This window comes from Nocardia rosealba (genome assembly GCF_020216065.1).
GTDB classification, from domain to species: Bacteria; Actinomycetota; Actinomycetes; order Mycobacteriales; family Mycobacteriaceae; genus Nocardia; species Nocardia rosealba.
The window spans coordinates 202,851-218,128 of sequence record NZ_JAIWNA010000007.1 but is presented as its reverse complement, the minus strand read 5'-3'; the positions used below and the strand labels follow the sequence as shown (position 1 = coordinate 218,128).

General features: G+C 64.8%; 14 protein-coding genes and 3 pseudogenes. 15 read left to right on the top strand and 2 right to left on the bottom strand.

All coding sequences use genetic code 11. The features are described 5' to 3' along the window. The first annotated feature begins 74 nt into the window (after positions 1-74). From LDL21_RS24095 to LDL21_RS30260, 5 genes and pseudogenes are all read left to right on the top strand, one after another. Entirely contained in the window at positions 75-1,052 is a 978-nt protein-coding gene (locus LDL21_RS24095; protein ID WP_225281865.1) for an ABC transporter substrate-binding protein, read from the top strand. 27 nt (positions 1,053-1,079) lie between these two features. Beyond that, on the top strand, positions 1,080-2,429 hold the full coding sequence (locus LDL21_RS24090) for a SagB family peptide dehydrogenase (protein ID WP_225281864.1): 1,350 nt from the start codon (positions 1,080-1,082) through the stop codon (positions 2,427-2,429). A gap of 95 nt (positions 2,430-2,524) precedes the next feature. Then, positions 2,525-3,028: a YbaB/EbfC family nucleoid-associated protein gene (locus tag LDL21_RS24085; RefSeq protein WP_225281863.1), complete on the top strand. Its 504-nt coding sequence runs from the start codon at positions 2,525-2,527 to the stop codon at positions 3,026-3,028. Continuing rightward, positions 3,025-3,345 carry a WXG100 family type VII secretion target gene (locus LDL21_RS24080; RefSeq protein ID WP_067641115.1) on the top strand — a complete coding sequence of 107 codons (321 nt, stop codon included), beginning with the start codon at positions 3,025-3,027 and terminating at the stop codon, positions 3,343-3,345. Before LDL21_RS24085 ends, LDL21_RS24080 begins: the two co-directional genes overlap by 4 nt. Further along, positions 3,345-3,794 (top strand): annotated as a pseudogene (locus tag LDL21_RS30260) (WXG100-like domain-containing protein); the annotation flags it as partial. The gene LDL21_RS24080 and the pseudogene LDL21_RS30260, both read left to right, overlap by 1 nt. A gap of 482 nt (positions 3,795-4,276) precedes the next feature. Here the strand turns inward: LDL21_RS30260 and LDL21_RS24075 are convergent. Continuing rightward, a complete protein-coding gene (locus tag LDL21_RS24075) occupies positions 4,277-4,570 on the bottom strand; it encodes a hypothetical protein (RefSeq protein WP_225281936.1) in 294 nt (97 codons plus the stop codon). 959 nt (positions 4,571-5,529) lie between these two features. Between LDL21_RS24075 and LDL21_RS24070 the strand changes: the two genes are divergently transcribed. The 3 genes and pseudogenes from LDL21_RS24070 to LDL21_RS24060 all read left to right on the top strand — a co-directional run bounded on the left by LDL21_RS24070 (position 5,530) and on the right by LDL21_RS24060 (position 7,932). Beyond that, positions 5,530-6,060: a hypothetical protein gene (locus LDL21_RS24070; protein WP_225281862.1), complete on the top strand. Its 531-nt coding sequence runs from the start codon at positions 5,530-5,532 to the stop codon at positions 6,058-6,060. 506 nt (positions 6,061-6,566) lie between these two features. After that, positions 6,567-7,301 (top strand): annotated as a pseudogene (locus tag LDL21_RS30235) (toxin glutamine deamidase domain-containing protein); the annotation flags it as partial. A gap of 100 nt (positions 7,302-7,401) precedes the next feature. Then, positions 7,402-7,932 carry an SUKH-4 family immunity protein gene (locus LDL21_RS24060; protein WP_225281935.1) on the top strand — a complete coding sequence of 177 codons (531 nt, stop codon included), beginning with the start codon at positions 7,402-7,404 and terminating at the stop codon, positions 7,930-7,932. 515 nt (positions 7,933-8,447) lie between these two features. Here the strand turns inward: LDL21_RS24060 and LDL21_RS24055 are convergent. After that, complete coding sequence (locus LDL21_RS24055; RefSeq protein WP_225281934.1) at positions 8,448-8,786, bottom strand: hypothetical protein; 339 nt, start codon at positions 8,784-8,786, stop codon at positions 8,448-8,450. Positions 8,787-8,822: 36 nt separating this feature from the next. Here LDL21_RS24055 and LDL21_RS30230 point away from each other — a divergent pair. The 7 genes and pseudogenes from LDL21_RS30230 to LDL21_RS24025 form a co-directional block, all read left to right on the top strand. Further along, positions 8,823-9,233: pseudogene (locus LDL21_RS30230) on the top strand (toxin glutamine deamidase domain-containing protein); the annotation flags it as partial. 103 nt (positions 9,234-9,336) lie between these two features. Further along, complete coding sequence (locus LDL21_RS24045) at positions 9,337-9,873, top strand: SUKH-4 family immunity protein (RefSeq protein ID WP_225281933.1); 537 nt, start codon at positions 9,337-9,339, stop codon at positions 9,871-9,873. A gap of 1,088 nt (positions 9,874-10,961) precedes the next feature. Continuing rightward, entirely contained in the window at positions 10,962-11,357 is a 396-nt protein-coding gene (locus LDL21_RS24040; protein ID WP_225281932.1) for an IQM protein middle domain-containing protein, read from the top strand. Between the two features lie 14 nt (positions 11,358-11,371). Beyond that, positions 11,372-12,466 (top strand): IQM protein middle domain-containing protein, encoded by a 1,095-nt coding sequence (locus LDL21_RS24035; protein ID WP_225281861.1) that lies wholly within the window; start codon positions 11,372-11,374, stop codon positions 12,464-12,466. 150 nt (positions 12,467-12,616) lie between these two features. Then, positions 12,617-12,865: an SUKH-4 family immunity protein gene (locus LDL21_RS30290; protein WP_504805951.1), complete on the top strand. Its 249-nt coding sequence runs from the start codon at positions 12,617-12,619 to the stop codon at positions 12,863-12,865. Positions 12,866-13,123: 258 nt separating this feature from the next. After that, positions 13,124-14,551: an ATP-binding protein gene (locus LDL21_RS24030; protein ID WP_225281860.1), complete on the top strand. Its 1,428-nt coding sequence runs from the start codon at positions 13,124-13,126 to the stop codon at positions 14,549-14,551. 172 nt (positions 14,552-14,723) lie between these two features. After that, positions 14,724-15,272: a DUF3558 domain-containing protein gene (locus LDL21_RS24025; RefSeq protein ID WP_225281930.1), complete on the top strand. Its 549-nt coding sequence runs from the start codon at positions 14,724-14,726 to the stop codon at positions 15,270-15,272. The last annotated feature ends 6 nt before the right edge of the window (positions 15,273-15,278 follow it).

Below are 15,278 nucleotides of genomic sequence, written 5' to 3'. Positions count from 1 at the left end.
CGGGGCTTGCACCCTCCCGATTCGCCGTAGGTTAGCCTAGGCTGACCTAAACCTGCTCGATGGAGGATGCGCTCATGACGTCAGTTCGGACTTCACGCGGCTGGCGGCGCGCCGCGGTGGCCGCGCTCGCCGGTGCGCTCGCCTTCGGCGTCGTCGCCTGTGGTTCCACCGAGGACGAGGCGGGCTCGGGCGAAGCGGTGACCATCACCCACGCCCGCGGCGAGACCACCGTCACCGGGACGCCGAAAAAGATTGTCGCCCTCGGCAATCAGTGGCTCGATTCCACGCTGGCGCTCGGCGTGGTGCCCGTCGGCTACATCGACAACGTCTCCGCGCTGTCCAAGAGCACCCCGCCGTGGACGCCCGACAGCCTGAAGTCCGCGACCGCCCTCAACACCCAGGGCAGCGTCGCCGAGCAGGTCGCCGCACTGGAACCCGACCTGATCCTGGCCGACCCGTTCATCGCCGATCAGAAGACCTACGACGACCTGTCGAAGGTGGCGCCGACCATCCCCGCGCTCACCAAGGACGCCGTCACGCCGTGGCAGGACCAGGTCGCGGCCCTCGGCAAGGTGCTGCACAAGGAATCCGACGCGACCGCGACGATCAAGAAGGTCGATGACAAGATCGCCGCCATCACCACCGCCAACCCGGGCCTGAAGGGCAAGACCTTCGCCAGCACCTGGCTGGCCAGCCCCGCTCAGCTGATGGTGCTCACCGACCCCAACGACGGTTCGGCCAAGGTGTTCACCCAGCTCGGCATGTCGATTCCGGCGAACCTCACCGCGCAGCCCGCCAACCAGGGCCGGCTGGCGTTGTCGCCGGAGCGCGTCGACGAGCTCACCGCCGATCTGCTGCTGGCCGGCTACTCCCCCGGTCTCGACGAGAAGTACCGCCAGCTGCCGGGTTACGCCGAACTGCCGTCGGTCCGCAAGGGTTCGGTGGTGTTCCTGACCACGCAGGAGATCAGCGCGATCAACCAGCCGAGCGCCCTGTCGGTGCCGTACATGCTCGACAAGCTCGAACCCGCGTTCGCCGCCGCCGCGAAATAAGCTCCACCCACAACTCGAGGATTCACCGTGCTTGCCTCCCCATATCCCGCCCAGACTCGGTTCGCCCTCCGCGCAGGTGTCACCTGTTTGACCACGCCGGCCGGTGCGGTGCTGCTCAATCCGCCGCGCAACGAGAAGCTGACCGGTCTGGGCGCGGGGGCACTGCAGGCACTGAAAACCCTCAACCAGGGCCCGGCGACGGCCGCCGAGATGGCGACCGCGGCCGCTGGTGACGACATCACCGGCCTGATGCGCAAGCTCACCGACGGCGGCTGGCTCGCGGTGACCGTGCGCGACGGCGGCCGCGATCTCTACAGCATCCGCCCGTTCGCCCAGCCCGCGCCCCGGCCCGAGGTCGCACTGCCGACCTGGTCGGCCACGCTGTCGAAGTTCGCCGTGCTGCACCGCGACGCACAGGGTTTCGTGCTCGAGCATCCACGCTCGTGGTGCGATCTGCGCATCCACGATCCGCGCCTGCTCGCCCTGCTCGACGGGCCGCTGGCCGCCGATTCGCCGGTGGCCGCCGCGGTGAAGACGCAGTTCATGGCCGACCTGCAGTGGTGCGGGTTCCTCGTCGACGGTGACGAGGAGGAGCACGAGTTCACCACCCGTTCCTGGAACGCGCCCGACCTGTGGTTCCACCGGCGCAGCACGCTCGGCGCCCGCACGGTCACCTGGGACGATTTCGGCCCGACCCGCTGGGCCGAGGGCAAGTTCCCCGAATTGCCCGCTCGCCGAGCGCCTTTCGCCGGTGACCCGATCTTCCTGCCCAAACCCGATCTGGTCGCGCTTCGCGTCGGCGACCCGAGCCTGTCGGCCGCCCTCGAAGACCGCGTCTCCACCCGCGCCTTCGACGACAGCGCCCCCGTCACCACCGCCCAACTGGGCGAGCTGCTCTTCCGCAGCGCCCGCACCCGCGAGGACGGCTCCCGCCCCTACCCCTCCGGCGGCGGTGCCTACGAGCTCGAGGTCTACCCCGTGGTGCGCAATGTGGCAGGCCTGGAAAGCGGGATGTACCACTACGATTCGGTCGACCACGCCCTGCGCCACGTTGCCCCCTTCGACTCCCCCGCCGTCCAGAAACTGGTGAAGTCCACCTCGGCCACCCTGGCCGGTGGCGCGGAACCCCAAGTGGTCCTGTTGGTTTCGGCCCGCGCGGGCCGGGTGATGTGGAGCTACGAACAGGTCGCCTACGCCAACATCCTCAAGCACGTCGGCGTCTTCATGCAGACCGTCTACCTCTCGGCCACCGCCATGAACCTCGGCGTCGTCGCCCAGGGCTTCTCCGACACCTCCGCCTTCGCCACCGCCACCGGCCTCGACGAACTCGAGGAGTGCAACGTCGGCAGCATCATCGTCGGCTCGCCTGCCCGCTGAGAAACTTCGCGTGAGAGCTACGTCACAAGATGCAACCCGCGACGCGGGGAGTGCGTCCAACCAATCGACGTGCTTTCTATCGGAGCGAGGGTTTCATGAACGACGACTGGTCGGCGCCGACTCGTGCGGAGAACAACGCCCTGCGTGCGCAGATCGATTCGATGCTCGAGATGTTCGCGTCGGAGAAGTCGGCGCTGCTCGGAATGCAGGCGCGTGCGGCCGAACTGGTGAGCGTGTGGTCCGAGGACGGGTTGGTGCGCGCTTCGGGCAATATCGCCGGGGTGTCCGAAGTGCACATCGAACCGGACGCCTTCAAACGGTCCACTCCTGAGTCCCTCGGCCGCTCCGTCACCGAAGCCCTCGGCGAGCTCGGCCGACAGACCGCCCGTACCCAGGAAGAGGCACTGAGCCCGATCTCGGCAGCCATGCCCGACCTGTCCGACCTGGTTCCCGGCGCACCGAGCATGAAAGAACTGATGGCCCAGCTCGCCCCGCCCGCGCCACCGAAACCGGAACCGGTCGCCGAGGCTCCGCGCGGTCTCGTCGACGATGAAGACGACGAAGACGGCTACTTCCGCAACCGCAACTACCTGCGATGAGTTCGCTGAACGTCGACCCCGACGGCCTGCGCAACACCCAGCCGGCCTTCACATCGGTCGCGTCGACCATCACCACAGCGGCTCAGCAGCTGGCGGCGGTGATCGCGGCCGAAGGCGAATGCTGGGGTGGAGACGAGATCGGCGCCGCGTTCGCCAAGAACTACACGCCCGGCGTCGAGCCGGGACAGCAGGCGATCACCGGTCTGGCCACCGTGATGACGCAGCTGGGCACCAACATGGTGACCATCGCCGACACATTCCAGAACCAGGACACCGGCCACGCCGGGCAGATCGCCCAGGCCGAGGGCGCTCTGTAATGGGCATCGAGATTCCCGACGAACTGCAATGGGTCGCCAAGTACATCCTCGGCGCCGGTGACTGGCCCGATGGCGACGAAACCGCCATGCGCCGCGTCGCCGACGGGTGGACTGCGGTGGCCGGCACTCTCGACACCGTCGACGACGCGGCCGCGCTGGCACTGAACGCCGCGCTGACAGCGATCTCCGAAGGTGAAACCAACACCGCCATAGCCACTTTCCGCGACAAACTGCTGTCCGGAGATCAGGCGACGATGACGGCGGTCCGCAAATGGTGCGAAACCCAAGCCACGCTGCTCGACGACGGTGCCAACGATATCGAGCACACCAAGTTGGTGATCATCGGAACGATGATCGTCACGGCGGTCGAGCTATCCGTGGCGCTGGCGACATCCTGGACGGGTGTGGGTGCGGTCGCCGGTGTCGCCGCGCGCGTCGCGGGCCAGATCGCGGTGCGTATGGCGATCAAACAACTCATCGCCCGCATGCTCACCCGAGGTGCCGCCAAAGCCGCAGCCCGCCTCGCCTTGCGCGGCGCCGCTTTCGAAGCACTGGAAGAGGGCGGCGTCGATTTGGCAGCCCGCCTGATCCAGGTCTCCAACGGCGACCGCACCGCCGACAAGTTCGGCTGGACCGACCTCGGTCTTGCCACCTTCGGCGGGGCGGTCGGTGGTGCGGTCGGTGGTGTATTAGGCGGCGGCACAGGCGCTCTCGCCGACACCGCAGGCTCCACCGTGGGCAAACTCGCCGGAAAGGTCGTCGGCGGCACCGTCACCGAACTGGGCGCCGACATCTCTGCTCAAGCCGCGGCCGCCGGAGTCGGTGCCGCCTTCCTCGGCCAGGAATTCAACCTCGACCTCGGTGTCGACACCTTCACCAGTGCCGGTGCCGGCGGTGTCCAGACCGCCCTCGAATCGGGTTCCTCGCCGGGTCAGGCGCCCACGGTCCCCGACCTCGGCACCGGTGTCCCTGCCGCCACCTCCCCCGCCGCCACCAGCCCACCCGCCTCGACTACCGAGGCTCCCGCCGCCACCGCGCCCGCTGCCACCGGCGAACCCTCGACGTCCGCTCCCGACAACGGCTCCCCGTCGACGTCGGCACCAGTCGACAACAACGCCCCGGCAGCCGCCGGCGATCCGGCAACATCGGCACCCGCCGCCGGCGATCCCGCCCAGACTGCCCCAGCCGCCACCGGCGAACCCGCGACATCCGCACCAGCCGACACCGGTGTTTCCGCACCTGCCACAAGTACCGATCCCGCCGCTACCGCCGCGCCAGAGGCCCCAGTCTCCACCAACCCGGACTCCAGCGCCTCCATACCTTCCGATGGGGACGTCCCCTCAGCCGGGCTGAACACCAATGACCCAGGGATCACCGATAATTCGTCTCCGTCTACGAATCCCCCGACGGCGGAAGAACCTCAGTCGAATCCCACCGCCGATACACCACCAACACCCGCCCCGGAGACCGCGCAACCGACAGGCGATCCGACGCCCGACAACGGCACACCTACCAACGACGACGCCCCTCCGTCGAACCCTCCGTCGAACCCGCCGTCCACCACTGTCCCGGACGCACCTGCTCAGTCCACACCGCTCACCACTGACACCTCCACCCTCGACCTTCCGCCCCAACAGTCACCGACAACCGTCGTTCCGGAATCCGAGACAACCGTCCCGCCGGTGGCGCAACAGAATCCGAACACCTCACCCCCGAGCACAGCGCCCGAATCGTCACCCCAGCAAACGCCGACCACTACCGTCCCCGCCTCGGTACCGACAGCCGTCGGCAGCACCACCCAGCCACCGACCGCTAATCCCACCACCGCACCCGCATCCACCGAAACATCCACAGCTACGGCAACTTCCAGTCCCCCACCCGCGACGGCGCCGGCCACTCAGCCCGGAACCACAACGCCCCCGAGTGCTGCGACCAACCAACCGACTGTCTCAACGCCGCCTACCCACAGCTCGACGACACCGTCCTCCACCACCCCCACCTCACCTGGGCGGTCCAATCGCCCCGCCACAACAACTCCGACCCCCAGCCAGGTCGCGCAGAATCATCTACCGGATCCTGGTCACAGTCCCGATGTCCGTCCGCTCCGCGATTCGCCACCGATCAGCCTGGCTGCCCACTCCTCGGCTTCCACCGTCATGCCGGTCGACCAGCAGGAAGCATCCGATGCAGCCGCCACAACTTCGAACAACGGAACAACTGCGGGCGTACCTGGCTCAGATCTTTTCGACCCAGGAATTCACGATAATCGAGAGCCGTCACGCGTGGATCTGTCGCCAGATCCTGACCCCGAAGGAGATCGAGGAGGGAATGGGGCTCGGCCTGGCGAGCTACGCAGTGGACAAGACGACCGGGGTAGTCATCGCGCAGTCGAGCCTGGCGCTGGAAACGATCGGGGAGATGTACGACACGGCAATCGAGGAGGAGAGGCCGCTCCAAGCCGAGCAGGTCTACCCGCCACTGAACCGGTTGGCGCTCAATCAGATCCGGGAGGACTCCGAGACGATCGAGTACCGGGTGACGGTCGAGTCGATGGAAACATCACCTCCGACCACCGAGGACCTGCATCTGACGATCAACAAGACAACCTTGGAAACCACGCCGTACACACCACTGGCACCGATGGTGGCCGCCCGAGCGGCGTGGAGCCGGGAACGCCACGGCACGTGGCCGACAACGGAGACGTTCGAGGTCTAGCGGGGTCACGCGACGCGAACTCCACTCTGCCCGCCGATAGCCAGGCGACCGTGCAACCGGAAGCGCCCAGAACCACAACAACTTCTGAGGCCTCTACTCCTACTCAGCCTGGTACGTCCCCGCACTACGGTCCCTCGCAGCAAAGCCCGCAGCTCACGCCGCACCAAACCGCCCAAACCGCCATCACGAGCTCTGCGGAACACAGCAGGCAGCGTCGTGACCGACTCCGAAACCGGAATCCTCAGCAATCGAACCAAGTTCAGAATGCGCGGACCAACGGACGGTTCCTCTGGGAACGGCACGACAATCAGGTCGACCAACCCATCTCGGTTATCCGACTCCGGGTCTTTATCGCCGGCAATCTCCCCCCACATATCCGTGCCGACATCGCGCATCATCTGTCCTGGATCGCTGACACTTCCTTCGCAGACCCCAACGCTTCGCTACGGTCGGGCGACCCCCTGGTCATCGATATCGTCCCGGTCGCAGACCCCGGCGAAGCAGACATGGCTGTCGACCCGAGCCAGATCACCAATCCCCAACAGCTCGAATCTGCGCTGCGCCAACACCTCGGCGTCACAACGCAACTCGGGGCACCACTGACCCTGGATGATCTTCGTTCGCTGAGTAACGATGTCGCAAGGGCAAATACGAATCCCCCGGTCACCAACCCGGGGGCCCTGCGCTCGTATGGACCGCAACGGCTTCGGGGAATCGAGACACCCGCCTATCAGGCCGACCTGGAAGACCTTCTGCGAGAAGGCAATTCTTTCAGCTCGGGCGCCGACCCCCGAACACACCCGTATGGCACGGCGATAAACGACGGCGGCACCAGTGTGTCGGGACGTGGGAACAACTGCTTGGACTGTTCACTCTCAGCCCTTGCCTCGTTCTTCGGCCTTCCGCAGGTGTCGGCACCGCGGTTCCCCGATCCCGCGCCGACCGGCGGAATCGACGAGCAGAGCGGCGAAAGTACCGGGCTCGACCGAGCCCGCACGTGGCTCGGGGACGGTTTGCGTTCGTTCGTCGGCGGATTGCCGATAGCGGCCCAGTATGCGGAACTTCATAATCACATCGCTGCGCTCGGGCCCGGGTCGGCCGCCCTGGTCGTCAACAGTTGGCATGCTCGCGACAGCGCGGGCAACCTGCGATACAACGGCGACGGCACGCCGGTCATCGCTGGTTCCCATGCGACGGTGATCGTGTTTCCGCCCGGTGCGACGGGACCGGTGTGGTGGGATCCGCAGCAGGGCTTCACCTCGGACACCCCGCCCGCTTGGATGGTGGACAATTCCTATTCGCTGAGCTTCACCCCGATCACTCCCTACGGAGGTACGGCCCATGGCACAACCGGTTCCAACTCTGGAGCAAGCCCAGCAGCTCCTTCGGACGGCGTTCGAATCGACCCGGGAATTCAATCTGATCGAGACCCGTCAGGGTTGGGTAGCCCACCCGGTTCCGACAGCGGAGCAAGCCGAACAGGGGATGACGGTCGGCCAGGGCAACTTCGTGATCAACAAGGCGACCGGGGTGATCACCGCGCACAGCAGCCTGCCGATGCAGATGATCGGGGAGCAGTTCGACCAGGCGATCGAGACAGGCCGACCGGTGCAGGGTCACCAGGTGTATCCACCACTCCATCGGATCCATCTGGTGAAGACCTTCGAGGACCCACAAACAGTCCGGTATCAGGTCCACGTAATGGAGCTGGAGCAACCGAACAACCCGCCGACGACGCAACTGCTGACGATCGACAAGGAAACCCTGCACTTCCAGCCGAGCAGTGGACCACTGTCGCAGGCCACAGCGTGGGCCGAGATGCTCAGCAGAACGACGGGATCCTGGCCGACGGAGGAAACGATCGACCGGTAGACAGCGCACCGTCGGCCGTCGAATCTCCGACTCCGCGGGAATCCTCACCCGCCAGCGACATACACGGCGCCACGAGCCCGTCGGCGACAACCCCACCGGGCCAACCGTCGCCGGTACCGCAGCAGTCGCTCGGGACGAGCCCGACGCCGTCGCATCCCCCGAACGATCAACCGGCGTTCGGGCAGACTCCATTGCCTGCAATCAGCGCAACCACGGCGACAAGCACGAATCAGTCCGCCCGTGCTCTTCGCGAGTCTCTTCGAGGGTTGCCGTCTCAGGGCGGACATACGGTACCGGTCGACACCAACCGCAGCCCATTCATCCAGCGCCCACCCGCCTATCGCATCCGCCGCTTCCACCTCGGCGGAAACCAACGGGTCGCCGTCGCCACCATCCGCGCCCACATCCCCAACGCACACCTGATGTCGCCTGCCGACCTGCGGCAGGCGATGGAGAGTATCCAGGCGCGGGTGGACGCCACCTTCAACAACGGGTCCCGACTATTGAGTGGAGATCTACTGCTCGTCGACCTGGAGTTCACCACCGATCCGCAAGACGCAGACCTCGAGTTGGACTCGGCCCAGCACCCGAATCGCCAGGCCAACATCCTCCGCGAGCACATCGGACTGTTCCCCAGTCCACCCGGAACAATGTTGAGCCCCGATGACCTCCGAGAAATCAGCAACGACATCGCACGCGCCAACACACCGACGCCCTTCTCCGACCCGGCGGATTCCCGGGTCGTCGATCACAACCATCTCGATGACATCGAAGACTCGGCGTACCAGAACGAGGTCGAAGACCTTCTTCGCGACGGCAATTCCTTCGTCACCGGGGCCGATCCGCGCACCCACCCGTATGGGCAAGCGATCAATGACGGAGGCACGGAAGTGCCCGGGCGGGGAAACAATTGCCTCGACTGCTCCCTGTCGGCATTGTCTTCGTTCTTCGGCCTTCCCCGTGTTTCGGCACCTCGTTGGCCAGACGTGAACGATGACGGAACACCGGATTCCCGCAGTGGTGAGGAAGACGGCAACGAGCGCGCCGCAACATGGCTCGGCCGTAATTGGGTCTCGTACTCGAGTACTTCGGGTATGCCGGTCGTCGCGCAGTACCAGGCGCTGCACAACTACATCGCCAGTCTCGGCCCCGGCTCGGCAGCCTTGGTCGCCACGGGTTGGCACGCGCGGGACCAGAACGGCGCCCGACGGTACAACCCCGATGGAACACCGGTCATCGAAGAAGGACACGCGACCGTCATCGTGTTTCCACCTGGCGCGGCCGGGCCGGTCTGGTGGGACCCTCAATCAGGCGAAACGTCCGACGTACCCCCGCCTGCCCTGCTCAAGGATGCCGGGGCGATGTGGTGCATACCCATCGACGCGAACAATGGAGGATCGAACAATGGCGCAACCAGTGCCGGACAGGGAACAGGCCCGACAGTTGCTGGCCCAAGTCTTTGGCCCGGAGAAGACGTTCAGTATCTTGGAGAGCAACCACGGCTGGGTATGCCGCGAGATGAGCGCCCAGGCCAGCACTTCACGCCAGCAGATGCCGACCCTCGGCCGAGGGAGTTTCGTGATCAACAAGCACACCGGGGTGATCACGGCGCACTCGAGCATGGGCATGACATCGATCGGCGAGGAATTCGACCAGACAACGGAAGCGGGCCTACCGCCCCAGGGCTATCAGATATATCCGAAACAGCGCCGAATCCACCTGACACGAATCTCGGAGGAACCGAACACCATCGTGTACCGGGTCGACCTGACATTCCTGGAAGCACCGGACGACCCGGGGATCACCCAGGAAGTCGAGATCACCAAGAACCCGATCCGCCACCAACCCACGGATCGGGTCTCAGCAGTGGTGACATCGTGGGCATCCATGAAGAGCCGTACCACGGGAACCTGGCCCGCGGAGGGGACGATCGAGGAGTAGCGGGCCAACAATTCACGGTCGCCTCCGCCACACCCACACCGCAGCAAATTCAGAACGCGAACCGAGCGCGTGCGGCGCGTGCCAGTCTGCGAACACGGCAGCCGGATGGTGGTGTACAGCCAGTTGTCGAAAGCGGCAGACGTTTCACCTGGGCTCGGCACGTCAGCGCTTTCAACACCCCCGTCTCTGTACTTCGAGTCGGCCTCGGCATGGATGCCAGGGGCATCGATCCTGCGGTGCTCGCGGCTCTCCACGCGCGGCTTCAGCTAGCCGTCGACCTCCATTTCAATGGCGGCAGTCGGTTCGCGAACGGCGACTGGGTCATGGTCGATCTCGTTCCGGTGGCGAACTCCAGTGCGGCTGATATGGAACTGCGAGTAGACAATTCAGGCCTGCCCGGCACGATCGCCCCTGAAGCCGACATGAGCGAGGTCACGGCTCACCTGCGTGCGCAATTGGGCCTCGAACCCGGGGGCGAGCAGCTTTCGCCGCATGACCTTCAGCAGCTCAGCAGCGCCATAGATCGAGCAACTTGTGCACCTCCCACACCACCATGGCTCACCGACCCGCCCGTTGGCCACGCTTCGGCGACAGTGTCCCAGCCGAACTCCCCGTTCCCGTCTCCAACCCCGCCAGATTCCCGTGCGCCCGAGTCGATTCCGGCTGCACGCCAGGCACCGCCTTCGACGGCGAGCGGTAGTGCGCCCCGATGGCCCGCCGGCGACGGGCCGGATCAGACTTCGCGATGGATTCCGGACGGCCAGTCCTGGGGTATGGCCAGTCCCGCTCAATCACCACCGGCGGCCGGCCGACGACCGCTCTGGCGCAGGATCCTCGGGCTGCCACCGCGTACTCCCACACCGGCCGCACCCGTACAACAGCCCCATCCGACGCCCACGCCAGCGGTCGTTCCAGCACCCGCTCCACCACAGCACCACAACGACGATCACCGATCGCAGTCGATCGAGGAGCAACTCGGTTCGACGGCTTACCGACCGCGACCTCCGTTCGAAACCCGCGATATGCAGAACACATACCGCGGCGAACACCTTCCGGGAAACAGCATTTGGACATCGCCGCCTTCGCACGTGGACTACCTGGATGAAAACAGACGTCAAGCATTTCGCATCGAAATCCGAGGTGGACGTATCTACAATTCGAACGGCGAACTGTTCGATACCAGAGCTGGGCATTCGGTCTGGGGCGGATCCGGTCGCGCAATATTCGCGATGGACGAACACGGCAACCTGTATGCTGCACTCGAACACGCGCCCGGCGAGTTCCATCATTCCAGCTTTCTCGCCGGAGCGCCGGTCGCGGCGGCAGGCGAACTCGTCGTTGTCAACGGAGTAGTTCAGCAACTGACCGACTCCAGTGGTCATTATCGACCCGAACGAGGCCACACCTTGCAGGCCGTCAATCACCTGCGAGCATTGGGAGTTCAGCTCACTGCAGCGCAGATACGGCTCGAGGCATCGCAGTGATGAAAGGAATGTGGATGGATTACTGGGACGGAATCGTCCAGCGAATATTCTATCGGATCCAGTTCGAGCCCGAGCTCAGCGAAGAACTGGCGAGCAGAATCGCTGAAGCGCTGGTGCTCGAACCCATCGAATACCTCACCGCCGAGATGGAGTACGAATCTCTGGCAGGCGGGATCAACGACGGAAAACCCCTGCCCACACTTGTTCCGATGCGCCAGACCGAACCACAGCTGCGCGACTTCATCGGCCGAGTGGTAGCACACCTGGATTCGACTCGCCCCTGGCCGACACCTGCCTTCACCAAGCTGCCGGCAGAGTATCTGGCCGAATTTGCGAATTCCCGCCCCATCGCCCGGCTCGCCCTGGCCGTCGACGAAGTGTCAGCACGCCTAGCTCGGAGATTCAGTCACGACAGTGACGACGGCCCATTTCTGCTGCTGAAAATGCGCTCGGGAGAAGTCATCGGCATGTTCTCTCCATATTGGGACGACAGCACCGATGTCGTTGTCTACAGCGCCGACTCGAGTCGCGATGCCACCGATATCCTCCGCGAACTCACCGACTCCGGGCGGCTCGAACCGGAACGAATCTTCGTGCTCACCGCCGAATCAGCCCAGCAAAGCGCTGGGCGATACGAGACCACGAGCATTATCCCAGCATTTCACGGTGAGAGCGAACCCGGGAATACTGTATGGGAGGGCACTCATGTGGACTACCTCGACGATACTGCGCGACGCGAGTTCCGCCTCTTCGGCTACGACGGCCTACTTCATGACAGCAAAGGCGACTTGTTCGACACGTCGGCTGCGAAAACGCTATGGACCCCCGGCGGCGGGCGGGCAATATTCGTCATGGACCGCAATGGCGTCCTGTATTCGGCACCCTTTCACCTTCTCGGCAAATTCCACCATTCCAGTTTTCTGGCGGGAGCGCCGGTAGGGGGTGCGGGCGAGATCGAGGCAAAAGCTGGCGTAGTGCGCCTGATCAGTGACCACAGCACTCATTACCAGCCGACTCGGAAATACACTGGGCAAGTCTTGGACAGTCTTCGCCGTCAAGGTGTGGACACGACACCGATCGTAGTCGAGCACCATTCGGCCGAGGAATGAACTGAGCGCCCACCGCGAGCTTCGGGCCCACCGCAGTTACCCCGCTAGCCGACCTGGCTGTCGCGGCGGCGGACATTGGTTCAATGCGTTCAATGTGGAAGGGGTGCACATTGATGCCGACGGAGACCACCTGAGAGAAAGCGAACTTCCATGATCGAGGAATCGCAGGCCAGAGAAATTGCGCAAGCCTTTCTGGGGTCGGACGAGTTCAGTCTCAATGAATTCAGTTCCGGCTGGCGTGTCGTACCGCGTACACAGAATCAGGGTTCAACCCCGTTGGTTGTGGAACGCGAAAAAGGAGAAGTACGTCAATTCCCTTCCTCCATCCCTCCGATGCGGATCGAGACCAGATATGTATACGTACGACACCTCGGACACGCCATTGTGACCGAGGCCTAGCGACAAATCTCCGACCGATGAACCCGAACCGGACGAAGCGATCAACGAACTGCTGTCGACCACACGGATTGACCCGGCAACGGTCACACCGTTGTCGACCGAAGACCTAGAGCCGTTCACCGACCAGTGAGAGCGAGAGGCGGGGATGAATCGCCCTGAGTTGCGGCGACATCGGCGATCTATGGTCGCCAGCCCATAGAGGACACCCATTGGCAGTAGTATCATCAATGTTACTAACATCAATGATACGGAGGGTCTATGGACTTCGTCGGTCGATGGCGTGAGTTGCGAACCCTCGATGAGGCGTTGGACGGGGTTCGCGCCTCGATCGGCACCGCGAAACCGGGGCGCTGCCTCATCCTGCGTGGCCGTCGGCGGATCGGGAAGTCCGCTCTGGTCGAGGAGTTCACTCAGCGCAGCGGTGTACCGAATGTGTTCTACACCAGCGAGATCGGGCTCGGCGCCGATCCGCTCGCCGAGTTCTCCGACACGGTTGTCCGCTCCACGCTGCCGGAGGCCGAGATCTTCGCCGAGGCGTTGCCTGCCAATTGGACAGCCGGCCTGCGCCAGCTCGCGGGCATCCTGCCCGATGACCAACCGAGCATTGTCGTTCTCGACGAACTGCCCTACCTGATGGACGAGGCCGGCGCGTTCGAGAGTGTCTTGCAGCGTGCGTGGGACCGCGAACTGTGCCGTAAGCCGGTGCTCTTGATCCTGATCGGCTCGGATCTCGCGATGATGCAAGCGCTCACATCCTATGGCCGCCCGTTTCACCAGCGTGGCTCCGAAATGCGGCTCGGACCGCTCGACCCCGCCGATGTCGCCACCATGATCGGGGCAGAGCCCGCCCCTGCGTTCGACGCCGCCCTGATCACCGGTGGTCTGCCCATCATCTGCGCACGGTGGCGGGCAGGCGAAGACATGTGGAAGTTCCTGGAGCGCGAGCTGGCCGACCCGGTCAGTCCGTTGGTCGTCTCGGCGCAACTGTCGTTGGCCGCCGAATTTCCTGAGCACACACTGGCACGCCAGGTCCTTTCGGCGATCGGTAGCGGGGAACGCACGTTCGCCAATATCGCCCGAGCAGCAGGGGGCCTGGCGTCAACGAGCCTGACGCGCGCACTGAGCCTCTTGGTGGACAAAGGAATTGTCGCCGCGGAGCTGCCCGTCAGCTTGACTCCGTCGAAGGACCGCCGTTACCGGATCACCGACTCGTATCTACGATTCTGGCTGACATTCCTCGGTCCCTACCTTCCCGAATTGGATCGGCTGCGCGCCGATCTCACTCTGCACAGGATTCGCCGCGGCTGGTCGAGTTGGCGTGGGCGCGCGGTGGAGCCGCTGATTCGCGAGTCGCTCTCCCGGCTCCTACCGGCCGAGGGCCTACCGGCCGTCCCCGTGATCGGCGGGTACTGGACCCGGACCAACGACGTGGAGATCGATATTGTCGGCGCCGACCGGGAGCCTGTAGCCCAGGAGTTGGCGTTCCTCGGTTCCATCAAATGGCTCGAGAACTCCCCCTTCGACGTCCATGACCTCACTGACCTGCAGAACCACCGGTTTCGGTTGACGGATGCGGCGATCCCGCTGATCGCTGTCAGCCGTTCCGGTTTCGCCACAGACCACCTCGCTGCCAGCTTCGGTCCCGCGGATCTGCTCGCGGCCTGGCAGCCGCCCGGAGGTCGATGAGGGTTCGACCTCGCCCGGCTCAGTCAGGGTTTCCCGGGACCGAATACAAATAGAGGGCGGGGGCTGCCGGTTGATCGAGGGAACCGGTTGGTGCCGGGGTGCGTCTAAGTTTGTAGCGGCGGGATTCTGCCGTGGGCGATCAGGTAGGAGTGCTGTGCGTAGCGTTGTGGTGATGCGGGCCGTGGTGTGTGGCGCGGTCGGGGCGGCGGTGCTTGCCGGGTGTGGGGAGAGCACTGAGGGGTCGGCCGGGCCTACTACTACCGTGCGGGATCCGGACACGATCGAGGTGTTCAACCCCTGCCGGGGGGCGTTGTCGGATGAGGTGCTGCGCAGTGTCGGACTTGATCCAGCGACCAAGCTCGTGACCACCGATCCTCCGAGCGGGGTGTCGGCATGGCGCGTCTGCAGTTGGGCGCCGCTCGACAGGCGCCCGGATGTCGGTCGGACCAGGGTCGCCGTTCTGTCTACCAGCCACAGCCTGGCAGAGGGACGCCAGAAGGCAAGCCTCGTCAACCTGCGAGATACCGAGGTGAACGGCCGCCCGGGTTTCGTTTCGCAAGAACGGGACGATCCCGACAGCTGCTACGTGTCGTTCGCGGCCGAACAGGGGATGTTCGAGGTCAAAGTCGGTTGGTTGAGCACCGAAGGGCCACGAGTCGGAGACACATGCAGCATGGCAGCCGACTACGCCACGGCGCTCGAACCGAATCTTCCGAAGTAGAGGGGG